A 14,130-nucleotide genomic window follows, 5' to 3' on the forward strand; every position below is an offset into this window, starting at 1 on the left:
GACTGGCTTCGGGTTTTTTTTGCCTTGTCCAAAGGTGCCATCGATCGTCGTGCGCACGGGGGATAATGACAGGTGGCAACCGGATACCGCCTGGTGCAGGTTGCCGCTGCCGATGCTGGAGCTACTCATGAACGGGGTTCCAGGCAGATATGGCTTACGACGATCACTCCACGCAGTCCGATGTGACTGAACAACTGCGCAGCTTTCAGGACAGTTTTATTGCCAGTCGGCTTCCTGGCTGGTTGAAAAAGCTGAACCCGACGCACTTTGCATTGCTGAGCGAGGCATTGCACGCCGGGCTAGCCGCGCGACGCCAGCTCTGCGCAACCTTTTCCAGGGTGCAGGGCATCGATGAGTTTGCGCGCAAACACGTTGCCGCTCAGGTAGGGCTGAATGCGCCGCCGGACAAGCTTTTCCTGCGCCAGTGGTACACCTATTCATCGCCTTCGGTGCATTGGACGACGAGTCGACTACCGATACAAGAGCGCGACTGGTACGACACTCCATTGTTATGGGCGGCATTGCAGAACTTCAGCAAGGACCACATCAGCATGAATGCGGATAGCCTGGTCGATCTGGCAGGGCAGAAAATTGCGCAGCCTTCGGCCAGGGCATTCATTCAGGCGTGCCGCAGCCTTGATATAGGCGGGAAATACCAGAGCCATTTGCAATCGGTGTTGGAGGCGCCTCGAAGTCGAGGTGAAGGCGAGCACAGCTTCGCTGAGTCGCTGCAAAGGCAGATCCGCTCGATGATGCTGGTCGACGCCTTCAAAGCGCGCTCGGACGGCATTCTCAGCGAACTGCAACTGGAGTGGGTGATCGGTCTCTACCGCCAAGGTCGCCCCGGTCGACTGGCAGGTGCTCCGGTCGTTGCCAAGAAACTGCAGGCACTCGGTTGCGAGCTTCAGCAGATTGTAGTGTTCGATGTGATCGATGAGGGCGTTTTACGTAATACCAGCCAAGCCGTACTGGTTTACATACCTGCGGATCCGCAGGGCCCGTGGAGCGTGAATGACGATCTTGAAGGATTTGCACGCAGGGTGCTGGGGCGTCGCTTGCGCGATGAGCAGTATCGCAAGTTCTTCAGTCGCTTTGTGCGCAGACGTGACAGCCAGCATTTTTTTTCCGAAGTGCAGAAGCGACTGGGCGATGTTGCTGATTTTGCTACCCGAGACCTGGATCAACACATGACCCGTGACCTGGATTCGCTATTCCAGGGGCTAGCGGCCAGGCGGATCAGGCAGATCAAGCATGACGCAGCCATGATTGCGGTGCCTGTAGCCCAGATCGACAGTGCAGCGCAGGCGGAGCATGACCGGCGAATCGCCGCTGAGGGATGGGCGGGATTGACGCTTGCCAGCCTGTTTGTTCCACAGCTGGGAGTTATCTTGCTGGCCGTGATGGCCTGGGACCTGCTGGACGAAACCTTTCAAGCCGCGGCGGGTTGGCGCGAGGGCGACGACGCCGCAGCGCTGGACCATCTGCTCAACGTGGGCAAGACCCTGGCGATGGTGGCAGCGGTGGGTGTTGGAGGTGTTGCCGTGCGACACGCGTGGCAGCGAGCGGTAATGGTCGATGACATGGTGCCTGCTGTATTGGAGGACGGCAGTGAAAAGCTGTGGAACCAGGATCTTGCGCCTTATGTAAGTCAGCCACCACCGGTGACTGCGGTGGTTGATGCGCAGGGGATCTACCGTCAGGACGCGCAAAGCTGGATTGAGATGGATGGGGCTTACTACCAGGTGAGTGAGCGCGTTGACGGGGAATGGTACCTTCGTCCGCACGCGAATCATTCGCCTCAGCTGGAGCACAATGGCGCCGGGGCATGGCGGCTCTGGAGCGAACGGCCAGAGCAATGGAGTGATACTCAACGGATGTTCAGCCGACTGGGCGGCCCGTGCGCTCGGCTTCCACGCAGCTTGGTTGATCATGTGATTGCCGTGCATGGCCTCAGCGACCTGCACCTGAGGGCTTTGCACGTTTTTGGCCAGGCGCCCGAGGTTGAGCTGATTGATACGGTAAACCGGTTTTTGATGGCCGAGCGCGTGGCTGATCTGCAGCGATGCTTGCGTTCCGGTGAGCAGATCGCGGACCGGCCTTTGTTGCTCAAAGCGCATGAGCTTCCCGGTGCCGCCGGGTTGGCGGATGAAGGCTTGGCGCAAGTCGTTGCCGATCATCGACGGCAGCTGTTCCAGATGCTCTATGAGCCTTTGGACGTGATGGATGAAACCACTCGCCCTTTGCGGCGGGCTTTTGCCAGCCTGCACCAGCTGGCTGCGCAGCAGGTGCTGGCCGAAGCGAGTGAGGCCCAGCGCACCCAGATGGCCGAATCGGGGCGTGTGCCGCTGGCCATGGCGCTGGCTGCGCGGGAGCGGGTTTTGCGCATAAGGGTGACGCGAGTGGGGGAAGGCTTGTGGATCGACGTGCCGCAGACGTTCGATTTTGCCAGGGCTATCCTCAAGCTTGTGCAGGGGCTGCCTGGCGTGCCTGCTGACAAAAGCTGGCACTTGATAGATGCGCAAGGCCGCTTGGCATTGCCCGCGCCAAGTAACCAGTCCACTGCATCAAGCTTGCTTTACCAGGACGGTGCATTCTGGTTGCGAGATGCGCAGGGCAACGATGAAAGTACACCCGGAGAATTGTTTGAAACCCTGGCCGATGCATTCAGCACAGCAGAGCGTGCTGCCATGGGGATTGCAGAGCCCTTTGCCGTCAACCTTCGGCAAGCAGTGGCAAGGCAGTGGATGACAGGCCGGCAGGACATCGAGAGCCTGTTCGGAGGTGATCAACCTTCGGCGCCCTTCTTGCTGCCCAGACGTCTGGATGATGGCAGGATAGGTTATCCACTTTCAGGCGGTGGCCGGCTGTTCGGCAGCCGCCCGCCCGCCGCGCTGCCAACCCGGCTACGAACGTTGTGCGCCGGCGCCAGTGACGAGCAGATCGAGGCGTGGCTCAGTGCCGCAGGGCCTGAGAATGCCGAGACGGCAATACGTGAATTTGAGAGCCAGCTTAAAATATTGAAAACCAGCTTGACGCGTTGGCAGCGGCTCGGAGCGTTCAAGCTTGAATGGTTGGCGCGTTATGGTTTTCGCAAAACACTGATTGCGCGGTGGCGTCTTTCGATACTCGGAAAATTTCTGGATCTCAAGGTGCCAAGCGCGCTATGGGATATCGGGATGGGGTTTCAGCAACTTCCTGAGCTACCGGAGTCCATCGTCTTCCCACACGTGACCCAGTTCGCGCTGAGAGACTCCGAATTGACGGAAATTTCTGGAAACTTTCTGCGTGCGTTCCCGAACTTGCAGGCGCTTGACCTGACCAATGGTCAAATTCGCAAAATTTCCTTGCCCCCCTTTCTTTGTGGCCAGTTGACGTCGTTGGACTTGTCAGGGAACAGAATAAAACTGGACGCCCGGCAGGTGGAGGTGCTGGAGAGTTGCACGGCGCTGTTGTACCTGAACTTGTCGAATAACCCGCTGAACGTTGGCTTTTCAATCAGCGGGATGCCGGAGTTGAGGTCATTGTTGCTTTGTTCTACCCGGCTCCCGAGCATGCCGGGGGGAGTGTTGAGGCACCAGAAATTGTCAAGGTTTGAACTGACGGACAGTACGATCACTTCATTCGATCCGGATTTTTGGGCGTCACCCATCGTGCGCAGGGGAAGATTCCGGGTAGGAATGCGCGGTGAAGCAGAGAGGCGGTGGTATGACCCGGAGAGTATTCTGAATCCTGTGCCTCAGCGTTATCAGTGGGAGGACGCTGTGGATCCGGAGTTCAGGGACGAGCTGGCATCGTTGTGGCAGAGTATTGAAGAACTGCCCGGCTCGCATAATTTTTTCGACCTCCTCAAACGCTTGAGTACCTCTGCAGAGTTCGCCTCTGATAACGGTGCGAATGAGCTTGCTTATCGGGTGCAGGAGATGATGGAGGCGATCAAGGATGCCGGAGATTCGCTTGTGATCACAGAGGATGAACTTGCCACGATCGTTGAGAACGAGCTGGCACAGGAAGCTGGGTTGAATGCAGGCAGGGAAAAACTGATGGCCGACACCCGGGAGCAATACAGCTTCAGGGCTGATTTCTTCAGGGAGTCGGAGGTCAATACCTGTGGTGATGATGCGCTCTCTCATTTTATCGATCTTGAGATGAAGATTCAGACGTGGGGGCTTATCCGAAATCCTGAAGCTCACTCGGAGGCAGAGTTGTTGAGGGTCGGTGGTCAATTTTGGCGGATGCAAAAGCTGGATGAGTTTTCTTCGATGCATGCTTTTGAATTGGGAATGGCTGCGAAGTCGGTCGACGTGCAGTTGATGTATCGAATCGAGCTGTACGATGACCTGCAACTTCCCATTCGCCGTCCTGTTATGCGTTTTACCCGTGAGTTTGACCGAAGGGCTGTAGACCGTCCTAGGGTGTTGAGGGACATCCGGGAACATCAAGTGGTTGCCGAAATGGCCCCATGGTTTTGTGAGCAAGCGTACTGGCGAAAATACCTTGAGCGGACGTCGCCTGCACGCTTCAAGTTACCAGCACAACGAATCATCGAAAAGAATCGGTTACATGAGGCAGATGATGCAGAGGGCATGGAGGCATTTAACCAATGGGAGGCGGACTGGTTGCGTGATCAGCGTATGGCGTTGACCGAGGCGGCCATGCAGCGCGCGGCATATATGTGGAACGTTAACATCCCCGAATGAATGATAGGGGGGCAGGCACAATTCCAGGAATGCTTACTCCCTATATCTGCCCCAGCAGCCAGCCACGAAAAGCTTTCAGCGACGGCAGCGCTTCATTTCGCGAAGGGTAGACAAGGTAATAGCTACGCTGGCTGGCAATGGCGCTGCCTGGGCTAAACAACTCGCCTTTGCTCAATTCCTCGTCAACCAGGATTCTCGGCACCAGGCCGATCCCGATCCCGGCCCGTACCGCCTGGATCAGGTGCGAGGTCAGCTCGAAACTGGGCCCCAGGCGCATGCCCCGGTGCGGCAGGCTGTGGTGCGAGAACCACTCGCCCCAGGCATGCGGGTTGTTCGCTACGTTGAGCAGCACTTCCTGGCTGATTCGTGCCGGGCCCCAGCCTTGAGTATCTGTGCCGGCTTCCGGCGGCAGTATGACCACCAGTTCCTCGGCGTGAAGGCGATGGCAGATCAGCCCTGGCAGGTCATGGCTGGCTACGCCGATGGCCGCATCGATCTCGCTGGTGTCGAAGTTGATAGCTTCGATCCTTGAATGAATGTGCACCAGCATCCCTGGGTGAGCGCTGTAGAACTCATGAAGCCTGGGCAACAACCACTTCGAACCAAAGGTGGGCAGGGTGGCCAGGCGCAAGGTGCCGACCCCCGACTGATAGGCCAGCGCCTGCAGCGTGGCGCTGCGGATGCGCCCCAGTGCCTCGCTGAGTTCGCGCTGGTACAGGCGGCCAACATCGGTCAGCTGCACCTGGCGCCCTTCACGGCGGAACAGGGTCAGGCCCAGTTGCTGCTCCAGTGCCTGCACCTGGCGGCTGACCGCGCTCTGGGTCAGCGACAGTTCGGCGGCGGCGCGGGTGTAGCTTTCATGCCGGGCGGCGGCCTCGAAAGCCAGCAGCAGCGACATGGACGGTGTCAGGTGGCGGTAATTCATTCATAAAAGTCATTGATAGCGGCAGGATTATCCGTTTGCCCCTGACGCCAAACTACAGGAACATTGGTCTATACGTCATCCCTGCATGCAAACACCCATGCCGGGACGACAGGAATCCCGTGAATTAGCCTATATCAAGAGGCCATCCTTCGATGATCGCCCAGCTTTCCACCGTTGCACCCGGCGCCAACTACCCCGAATTCCTCGAAGCCCTGCGCAACAGCGGCTTCCGCGGCCAGATCAGTGCCGACTACGGCACCCGCACGGTGCTGGCCACCGACAACTCGATCTACCAGCGTCTGCCACAGGCGGCGGTGTTTCCGCTGGACGCCGACGATGTGGCGCGGGTTGCTGCACTGATGGGGGAAGGGCGCTTCCAGGACGTCAAGCTGACCCCGCGTGGCGGCGGCACCGGCACCAACGGCCAGTCGCTGACAGACGGCATCGTCGTCGACCTGTCGCGGCACATGAACAAGATCCTCGAAATCAACGTCGAGGAGCGTTGGGTGCGGGTGCAGGCCGGTACGGTCAAGGACCAGCTCAACGCTGCGCTCAAGCCCCACGGTCTGTTCTTCGCCCCTGAGCTGTCCACCTCCAACCGCGCCACTGTCGGCGGCATGATCAACACCGACGCCAGCGGCCAGGGCAGCTGCACCTACGGCAAGACCCGCGACCACGTACTGGAACTGCACAGCGTGCTGCTGGGTGGCGAGCACCTGCACAGCCTGCCGATCGACGATGCTGCGCTGGAGCAGGCCTGCGCCACGCCCGGTCGGGTCGGCGAGGTGTACCGCATGGCCCGCGATATCCAGGAAACCCAGGCCGAACTGATCGAAACCACCTTCCCCAAGCTCAACCGCTGCCTGACCGGCTACGACCTGGCGCACCTGCGCGACGAGCAGGGCCGCTTCAACCTCAACAGCGTGCTGTGCGGCGCCGAGGGGTCGCTGGGCTACGTGGTCGAGGCCAAGCTCAACGTGCTGCCGATTCCCAAGTACGCGGTGCTGGTCAACGTGCGCTACACCAGCTTCATGGATGCCCTGCGTGACGCCAATGCGCTGATGGCGCACAAGCCGCTGTCGATCGAGACCGTCGACTCCAAGGTGCTGATGCTGGCGATGAAGGATATCGTCTGGCACAGCGTTGCCGAATACTTCCCGGCCGACCCCGAGCGCCCGACCCTGGGTATCAACCTGGTGGAGTTCTGCGGCGACGAGCCGGCCGAGGTCAACGCCCGGGTGCAGGCATTTGTCGAGCACCTGCAAGCCGATACCAGTGTCGAGCGCCTGGGCCATACCCTGGCCGAGGGATCTGAAGCGGTTACCCGCGTCTACGTCATGCGCAAGCGCTCGGTCGGGTTGCTGGGCAACGTCGAAGGCGAGGTGCGGCCGCAGCCTTTCGTGGAAGACACCGCCGTGCCGCCAGAGCAATTGGCCGACTACATTGCCGACTTCCGTGCCTTGCTCGATGGCTACGGCCTGGCCTATGGCATGTTCGGCCACGTCGATGCTGGCGTACTGCATGTGCGCCCCGCACTGGACATGAAAGATCCGGCCCAGGCAGCACTGGTCAAGCCGATTTCCGACGCCGTGGCGGCACTGACCAAAAGCTACGGCGGCCTGCTGTGGGGCGAACATGGCAAGGGTCTGCGTTCGGAGTACGTGCCGGAATACTTCGGCGAACTGTACCCGGCGCTGCAGCGCCTGAAGGGCGCCTTCGACCCCTTCAACCAGCTCAACCCCGGCAAGATCTGCACGCCGCCAGACAGCGCCGAAGGCCTGACCAAGGTCGATGGCGTGCCCCTGCGCGGCGACCTTGATCGCACCATCGACGAGCGTGTCTGGCAGGACTTTGCCAGCGCCGTGCACTGCAACGGCAACGGCGCCTGCTACAACTACGACCCCAACGACGCCATGTGCCCGTCGTGGAAGGCCACCCGTGAACGCCAGCATTCGCCCAAGGGCCGTGCCTCGCTGATGCGCGAGTGGCTGCGCCTGCAAGGCGCAGCGAACATCGACGTGCTGGCTGCGGCGCGCAACAAGGTGTCGTGGCTCAGGGGCCTGCCGGCACGCCTGCGCAACAACCGTGCGCGCAGCCAGGGCCAGGAAGACTTCTCCCATGAAGTGTACGACGCCATGGCCGGTTGCCTGGCGTGCAAGTCGTGCGCCGGCCAGTGCCCGATCAAGGTCAATGTGCCGGACTTCCGCTCGCGCTTCCTCGAGCTGTACCACGGTCGCTACCAGCGCCCGCTGCGTGACTACCTGATCGGTTCGCTGGAGTTCACCATCCCGTACCTGGCGCATGCACCGGGGCTGTACAACGCGGTGATGGGCTCCGGATTCGTGAGCAAGCTGCTGGCGGACAAGGTCGGCATGGTCGACAGCCCGCTGATCAGCCGCTTCAACTTCCAGGCCACCCTGGCCCGCTGCCATGTCGGCGTGGCCAGCGTGCCGGCCCTGCGTGAACTGACTCCGGCCCAGCGCGAGCGCAGCATCGTGCTGGTGCAGGATGCCTTTACCCGCTACTTCGAAACACCGTTGCTGTCGGCCTTCATCGACCTGGCCCATCGCCTGGGCCACCGGGTGTTCCTGGCGCCGTACAGCGCCAACGGCAAGCCGCTGCATGTGCAGGGCTTCCTTGGGGCGTTCGCCAAGGCGGCGGTCCGCAACGGCACCCAGCTCAAGGCCCTGGCCGACTGTGGTGTGCCGCTGGTGGGCCTGGACCCGGCGATGACCCTGGTGTATCGCCAGGAGTACCAGAAGGTGCCAGGCCTGGAGGGTTGCCCGAAGGTGCTGCTGCCGCAGGAATGGCTGATGGATGTGCTGCCCGAGCAGGCACCGACCGCCCCGGGCAATTTCCGCCTGATGGCGCACTGCACCGAGAAGACCAATGTGCCGGCCAGTACCCGACAGTGGGAGCAGGTGTTCGCCCGCCTGGGGCTGAACCTGGTAACCGAGGCCACTGGCTGCTGCGGCATGTCCGGCACCTATGGGCACGAGGCGCGCAACCAGGAAACCTCGCGGACCATCTTCGAGCAGTCGTGGGCGACCAAGCTGGACAAGGAGGGAGAGCCGTTGGCGACCGGTTACTCGTGCCGCAGCCAGGTCAAACGCATGACCGAGCGCAAGATGCGTCACCCACTGGAAGTGGTGTTGCAGTACGCCCAGCGCTGACCAACAGGGCGCCTAGGGGCTGCTTGGCAGCCCCATTCGCGGCGGTTCGACGCCTCGATGAACCCGCTCCCACAGGGATGTCACAGGGCCTGAGGGCAGTGTTGTACCTGTGGGAGCGGGTTCACCCGCGAAGAGGCCCGCCCCGGCAATACAACTGTCAGCCTTCTGCTGTACGGTCTCTACGCCGGCGCGCCTGGCGATACAAATACAGGCTCAGCACCAACCCACAAGCAGCCGCAGCCGCCGCAAACAGAAACATCGAAGCAAACCCGAACCCCGCCGCCACCGCGCCCACCAGCGGCCCGGTCACCCCCAGCGACAAATCGATGAACAGCGAATACGCCCCCACCGCCGCCCCGCGGTTGGCCGCCGATACCTGGTTCACTGCCTCAACCCCCAGCGCCGGGAATACCAGCGAGAAGCCAAACCCGCTCAGCGCTGCACCCGCCAATGCCAGTTCGGCGCTGGGCGCCAGCCACAGCATCAGCAGCCCCAGTGTTTCCACCGACAGGCACGCGATGGCCACGCGAAACCCGCCAATCCGGTTGATCAGGTTGCCGAACAGCAGCCGCGCACTGATGAAGCTGGCACCAAACAGGCTCAGGGTCAGCGCTGCATTGGCCCAGCCACGGCTGGCGTAATACAGGGTGATGAAGGTGGCGATGGTGCCAAAGCCGATCGAGCCCAGGGCCAGCCCCGAACCATGGGGGAACACCTTGCCCAGCACCTGCATGAACGGCAGGCGCTTGCCTGTGACGATCGGCGCGGCGCGTTTCGGCCACGCCAGCAGCAGGCCGAGCGCACATAGCAGGATGATGCTCACACCCATGCTCCACAGCCCCAGGCCGTTGACCATCAGCACGCCCAGCGGCGCACCGATGGCCAGCGCGCCGTAACTCGCGATGCCATTCCAGGAGATCACTTTGGCAGTGTTTTCGGCACCGACCCGCCCGATGCCCCAGCCAATCGAACCAGAGCCCACCAGGCTTTCCGCGCTGCCGAGCACCAATCGGCCAACCAGCAGGCAGGCCAGGCTGACCCAGGGCAGCTGAGTGAGGAAGGCGCAAGCGAGCATGAATACCCCGCTCAGGCCACAGCCGAACAGGCCATACATGACCGCCTTCTTGCTGCCGTGGTTGTCGATGATGCGGCTGGCGGTAGGGCGGCTGAGCAGGGTAGCCAGGTATTGCACGCTGATAACCAGCCCGGCGAGCACGGCGCTGAAGCCCAGATCGTTGTGCACATAGCCGGGCAACACGGCCAACGGGATGCCGATGTTCAGGTAGCCGATGAAGGTGAAGAGGACGATGGAGACGACTTGCAGCGTGACTGCAACGGGGCGGGGTGAATCGGGCATGACGGCCTACGTGAGTTCTGGACGGTGTGAAAACGTGATGACGGAGGTTGCCCGCAGGTCAGCCGTTTTCACACAGTCGGGGATGCGCAGTTATTCCTGGTCGGCGCTGGATTGATCGTCACCATCCTGCTCGACGGCAGCTGCCGGTTCGGCGTGGACGGTAACGGTTGGCTCTTCTGGGTTCAGGCTTGGGAAGGGAAGATTCGGGATCTCATGCATCTCGTCGTTCCTCGCAAGAGTGATTGAAAAGTCTGCGCCAGGCGCGTGTGAGGCTTTGCAAAGCTGGGGCAGGATACACAAGTCTGGATGACAGTTTGTATTTTTTCCCGGTCGTTTGTCGGTTTTGCGGGCGAACAGCGCACATTTGCCCTATGAAAAATGGGGCCGCTGGGGCCCCATTTTTCAGGTGGTTACTTCCGGCCTTCGGCCGTTTCGGCGACCTTGTCAGTGCGTGCGCACATGATGAAATCATTGCGGTGCAGGCCTTTGATGGAGTGGCTCCACCAGGTCACGGTGACTTTCCCCCACTCGGTCAGCAGCCCTGGGTGGTGGCCTTCGGCCTCGGCGATTTCGCCTACGGCATTGGTGAACGCCAGGGCGTGCTTGAAGTTCTTGAACAGGAACACGCGCTCCAGCTCCATGTGGCCGTCACGCACTTCGATGTTCCAGTCCGGGATTTCGCGAATCAGCTCGGCCAGTTCGTCGTCGGTCACTTTCGGCGCGTCTGCGCGGCAGGCTTCGCAATGGGCTTGGTTCAAGGCATTCATGGTGTGGTTTCCGCTTCGAGTTGTTATCGGCAAGGACGTTCAGGCAGCGACCTTGGGAGGAAATTTCGGGGCGTGCAGGCCCAGTTGCGTGGCTTTGTGGACCATGCCCATGATGTCTTCATGGGCCAGGTCGAACAGGCGCTTCATGTTCGGCAGTACAAAGTACAGCGGCTGCAGGATGTCGATGCGGTACGGCGTGCGCATGGCTTCGATCGGGTCGAAGGCCTGGTGCTCAGGCTCGCCAGACAAACTGTAGACGGTCTCCTTGGGCGAGGAGAGGATGCCGCCACCGTAGATCTTGCAACCCTGCGACGTTTCCATCAGGCCAAACTCGATGGTCATCCAGTACAGGCGCGCCAGGTACACGCGTTGTTCCTTGGTCGCCGCCAGGCCGAGCTTGCCGTAGGTGTGGGTGAATTCGGCGAACCACGGGTTGGTCAGCAGCGGGCAGTGGCCGAAGATCTCGTGGAAGATGTCCGGCTCTTGCAGGTAGTCCAGCTCTTGCGGGGTGCGGATGAAGGTGGCCACAGGGAAGCGCTTGCTGGCCAGCAGTTCGAAGAAAGTCTGGAACGGGATCAGTGCCGGTACCCGGGCAACCTGCCAGCCGGTGGTGGCACCCAATACCTTGTTGACCTCGCCGAGCTGCGGAATACGGTCATGCGGCAGCTTGAGCTGGTCGATGCCGTCCAGGTATTCCTGGCACGCGCGGCCTTCGATCACTTTCAGCTGGCGGGTGATCAGGGTGTTCCATACCGCATGCTCTTGCTGCGGATAATCGATAAAGCCTTGCGCATCGGGCTCGCGTGCCACGTATTGCGTCTGTTTCATGAGGCTCTCCTGGTGAGGGCTTTTCTTGTTATGTGCAGGACATGCCTTAGGAATATCCCGTTACCGGCGGTTTTGCACCGGGGTTGGCGGCTTCGGGCCAGAGTGGTTATCCGGGTATTCGTAACGATAATTTTACAAAAAGGCGCAGGTGTCGGAAAATTCGGGGCACGCGGCTGATGTTTGGGTTGTTTTTGTCAGCTTATCTTTACGAAATTTCTGCGTGGTGTTGAAAAACATTGGCGCTTCGAGAGCCCTCATGCGTATCAAGGTGCATTGCCAGAACCGAATCGGCATCCTGCGCGACATTCTCAACTTGCTCGTCGAGTACGGTATCAACGTGCTGCGCGGGGAGGTGGGCGGTGACCATGGCAATGCCATCTACCTGCACTGCCCGAACCTGATCAACCTGCAGTTCCAGGCCTTGCGGCCGAAGTTTGAAGCGATCACCGGCGTGTTCGGCGTCAAACGGGTGGGGCTGATGCCCAGCGAACGCCGACACATGGAGCTGAATGCATTGCTGGGGGCGCTGGACTTTCCGGTACTGTCGGTGGACATGGGCGGCAGCATCGTCGCCGCCAACCGCACTGCGGCGCAGCTTTTGGGCGTGCGGGTGGACGAAGTGCCAGGCATGCCCCTGGCGCGCTATGTGGAGGACTTCGACCTGCCGGAACTGGTGCGGGCCAACCAGTCGCGCATCAACGGGCTGCGCATCAAGGTCAAAGGCGATGTGTTCCTGGCCGATATCGCGCCGCTGCAATCCGAACACGATGACAGCGAGGCTCTGGCCGGTGCGGTGCTCACCCTGCACCGCGCCGACCGCATTGGCGAGCGTATCTACAACGTGCGCAAGCAGGAGTTGCGTGGCTTCGACAGCATATTCCAGAGCTCGCGGGTAATGGCCGCTGTGGTGCGGGAAGCGCGGCGCATGGCACCACTCGATGCGCCATTGCTCATCGAGGGTGAAACCGGTACTGGCAAGGAGCTGCTGGCGCGTGCCTGCCACCTGGCCAGCCCGCGTGGCCAGTCGCCACTGATGGCGCTGAACTGCGCCGGGTTGCCCGAGTCGATGGCCGAGACCGAATTGTTCGGCTATGGCCCTGGGGCATTCGAAGGGGCGCGGGCCGAGGGCAAGCTGGGGCTGCTGGAGCTGACCGCAGGTGGCACGCTGTTCCTGGATGGGGTAGGGGAGATGAGCCCGCGCCTGCAGGTGAAACTGCTGCGTTTTTTGCAGGATGGTTGCTTCCGCCGTGTAGGCAGCGATGAAGAGGTGTACCTGGATGTGCGGGTGATCTGCGCGACCCAGGTGGATCTGTCGGAGTTGTGTGCCCGTGGCGAGTTTCGTCAGGACCTGTACCACCGGCTCAACGTACTGTCGCTGCATATCCCGCCCTTGCGTGAGTGCATGGATGGCCTGGAAGGGCTGGTGCAGCATTTCCTCGACCAGGCCAGCCGGCAGATCGGCTGCGCCATGCCGCGTCTGGCACCGGCGGCCATGGACAAGCTGGCGCAGTACCACTGGCCGGGCAATGTACGGCAGCTGGAAAACGTTTTGTTCCAGGCGGTTTCGTTATGCGACGGCGGTGTGGTCAAGGGCGAACATATTCGCTTGCCGGATTATGGGGTGCGCCAGCCTTTGGGGGAGTTTTCGCTGGAAGGTGATCTTTCGCAAATTGTCGGTCGGTTTGAAAAAGCGGTGCTGGAAAGTTTGATGGGGGAGTTTTCCAGTAGCCGGGCGCTAGGAAAAAGATTGGGTGTTTCACATACTACGATTGCCAACAAGTTGAGGGATTACTCCTTGGGCAAGTCGGAAAATTAAGAAGTAGTTAGTTGATAGCCTGTTAATTCGGCGGGGGCTGCTTCGCGGGTAAACCCGCTCCCACAGATACCACGCCGATCGTGAAGCTGGCGCTGTACCTGCGGGAGCGGGTTTACCCGCGAGTGGGGCCCGCAGGGCCCCCAATTCACAGGTTTTCAGCCGTTGGAGCAGCCGTTCCCCATCACGCGGTATTCGAGAATGTGCTTTTGGCCCTTGGAGTCCTCGTAGGTCATGCGCGCTGGCACAACTTCGCACACATTGGGCACTTCGCTCATGGAAATGACGCGGGCAATGTCCAGGTGCTGAGAGTAACTGTACTGTTCAACCGGAATCTGCTCGGCATCTTTGGCTTCGCCGGCCATCGCCGCGCCGCAAAGACTACCAAGTACCAATACCAGTAAAGCTTTCATTTTCCATTTACCTGTCTAAGGTCGTGAGGGGGCACGCGGCGCTGATGGCGCCGCGAGTACAACTAGTTTTAACTATCAGGATGAGAGGGGGATTAACGCTTGCCTTCGTGGGGGCTGTTACCAGTTGTTAATCGCCTTGCCGTTGCTGGCGAGGTGA

General features: G+C 60.8%; 9 protein-coding genes. 3 read left to right on the forward strand and 6 right to left on the reverse strand.

Annotation, left to right across the window (positions count from 1 at the left end):
• Positions 1–149: 149 nt before the first annotated feature.
• Positions 150–4,697 (forward strand): dermonecrotic toxin domain-containing protein, encoded by a 4,548-nt coding sequence (locus AC5O5R_RS07265; RefSeq protein WP_494515136.1) that lies wholly within the window; start codon positions 150–152, stop codon positions 4,695–4,697.
• A gap of 40 nt (positions 4,698–4,737) precedes the next feature.
• Here the strand turns inward: AC5O5R_RS07265 and AC5O5R_RS07270 are convergent, their stop codons facing one another.
• Positions 4,738–5,622: a LysR substrate-binding domain-containing protein gene (locus tag AC5O5R_RS07270; RefSeq protein WP_172222663.1), complete on the reverse strand. Its 885-nt coding sequence runs from the start codon at positions 5,620–5,622 to the stop codon at positions 4,738–4,740.
• A 152-nt stretch (positions 5,623–5,774) separates the two neighbouring features.
• On the opposite strand from AC5O5R_RS07270, the gene ydiJ reads away from it, so the two are divergent.
• Positions 5,775–8,795 (forward strand): D-2-hydroxyglutarate dehydrogenase YdiJ, encoded by a 3,021-nt coding sequence (ydiJ, locus tag AC5O5R_RS07275; protein WP_494515137.1) that lies wholly within the window; start codon positions 5,775–5,777, stop codon positions 8,793–8,795.
• A 157-nt stretch (positions 8,796–8,952) separates the two neighbouring features.
• Here ydiJ and AC5O5R_RS07280 read toward each other — a convergent pair whose 3' ends face one another.
• From AC5O5R_RS07280 to phhA, 4 genes are all read right to left on the reverse strand, one after another.
• Positions 8,953–10,152, reverse strand: coding sequence for an MFS transporter (locus AC5O5R_RS07280; protein WP_494512251.1), 1,200 nt, complete (start codon positions 10,150–10,152; stop codon positions 8,953–8,955).
• Between the two features lie 90 nt (positions 10,153–10,242).
• Positions 10,243–10,371 carry a hypothetical protein gene (locus AC5O5R_RS07285; RefSeq protein ID WP_015271274.1) on the reverse strand — a complete coding sequence of 43 codons (129 nt, stop codon included), beginning with the start codon at positions 10,369–10,371 and terminating at the stop codon, positions 10,243–10,245.
• Positions 10,372–10,562: 191 nt separating this feature from the next.
• Positions 10,563–10,919, reverse strand: a complete 357-nt coding sequence (locus AC5O5R_RS07290; RefSeq protein WP_008096719.1) for a 4a-hydroxytetrahydrobiopterin dehydratase — start codon at positions 10,917–10,919, stop codon at positions 10,563–10,565.
• A gap of 39 nt (positions 10,920–10,958) precedes the next feature.
• On the reverse strand, positions 10,959–11,747 hold the full coding sequence (phhA, locus tag AC5O5R_RS07295; protein ID WP_172230356.1) for a phenylalanine 4-monooxygenase: 789 nt from the start codon (positions 11,745–11,747) through the stop codon (positions 10,959–10,961).
• 256 nt (positions 11,748–12,003) lie between these two features.
• On the opposite strand from phhA, the gene AC5O5R_RS07300 reads away from it, so the two are divergent.
• On the forward strand, positions 12,004–13,563 hold the full coding sequence (locus tag AC5O5R_RS07300) for a sigma-54-dependent transcriptional regulator (protein WP_172230358.1): 1,560 nt from the start codon (positions 12,004–12,006) through the stop codon (positions 13,561–13,563).
• 155 nt (positions 13,564–13,718) lie between these two features.
• Here the strand turns inward: AC5O5R_RS07300 and AC5O5R_RS07305 are convergent, their stop codons facing one another.
• Positions 13,719–13,973: a DUF2790 domain-containing protein gene (locus AC5O5R_RS07305; RefSeq protein ID WP_003260110.1), complete on the reverse strand. Its 255-nt coding sequence runs from the start codon at positions 13,971–13,973 to the stop codon at positions 13,719–13,721.
• Positions 13,974–14,130 lie beyond the last annotated feature (157 nt).

Source organism: Pseudomonas sp. 8_5_2, assembly GCF_059295255.1.

Excerpts from the sequence above, each read along its gene's own strand:
- AC5O5R_RS07265 (WP_494515136.1), top strand. The coding sequence starts at position 150 with ATGGCTTACGACGATCACTCCACGCAGTCCGATGTGACTGAACAACTG.
- AC5O5R_RS07270 (WP_172222663.1), bottom strand. The coding sequence starts at position 5,622 with ATGAATTACCGCCACCTGACACCGTCCATGTCGCTGCTGCTGGCTTTC.
- ydiJ (WP_494515137.1), top strand. The coding sequence starts at position 5,775 with ATGATCGCCCAGCTTTCCACCGTTGCACCCGGCGCCAACTACCCCGAA.
- AC5O5R_RS07280 (WP_494512251.1), bottom strand. The coding sequence starts at position 10,152 with ATGCCCGATTCACCCCGCCCCGTTGCAGTCACGCTGCAAGTCGTCTCC.
- AC5O5R_RS07285 (WP_015271274.1), bottom strand. The coding sequence starts at position 10,371 with ATGCATGAGATCCCGAATCTTCCCTTCCCAAGCCTGAACCCAGAAGAG.
- AC5O5R_RS07290 (WP_008096719.1), bottom strand. The coding sequence starts at position 10,919 with ATGAATGCCTTGAACCAAGCCCATTGCGAAGCCTGCCGCGCAGACGCG.
- phhA (WP_172230356.1), bottom strand. The coding sequence starts at position 11,747 with ATGAAACAGACGCAATACGTGGCACGCGAGCCCGATGCGCAAGGCTTT.
- AC5O5R_RS07300 (WP_172230358.1), top strand. The coding sequence starts at position 12,004 with ATGCGTATCAAGGTGCATTGCCAGAACCGAATCGGCATCCTGCGCGAC.
- AC5O5R_RS07305 (WP_003260110.1), bottom strand. The coding sequence starts at position 13,973 with ATGAAAGCTTTACTGGTATTGGTACTTGGTAGTCTTTGCGGCGCGGCG.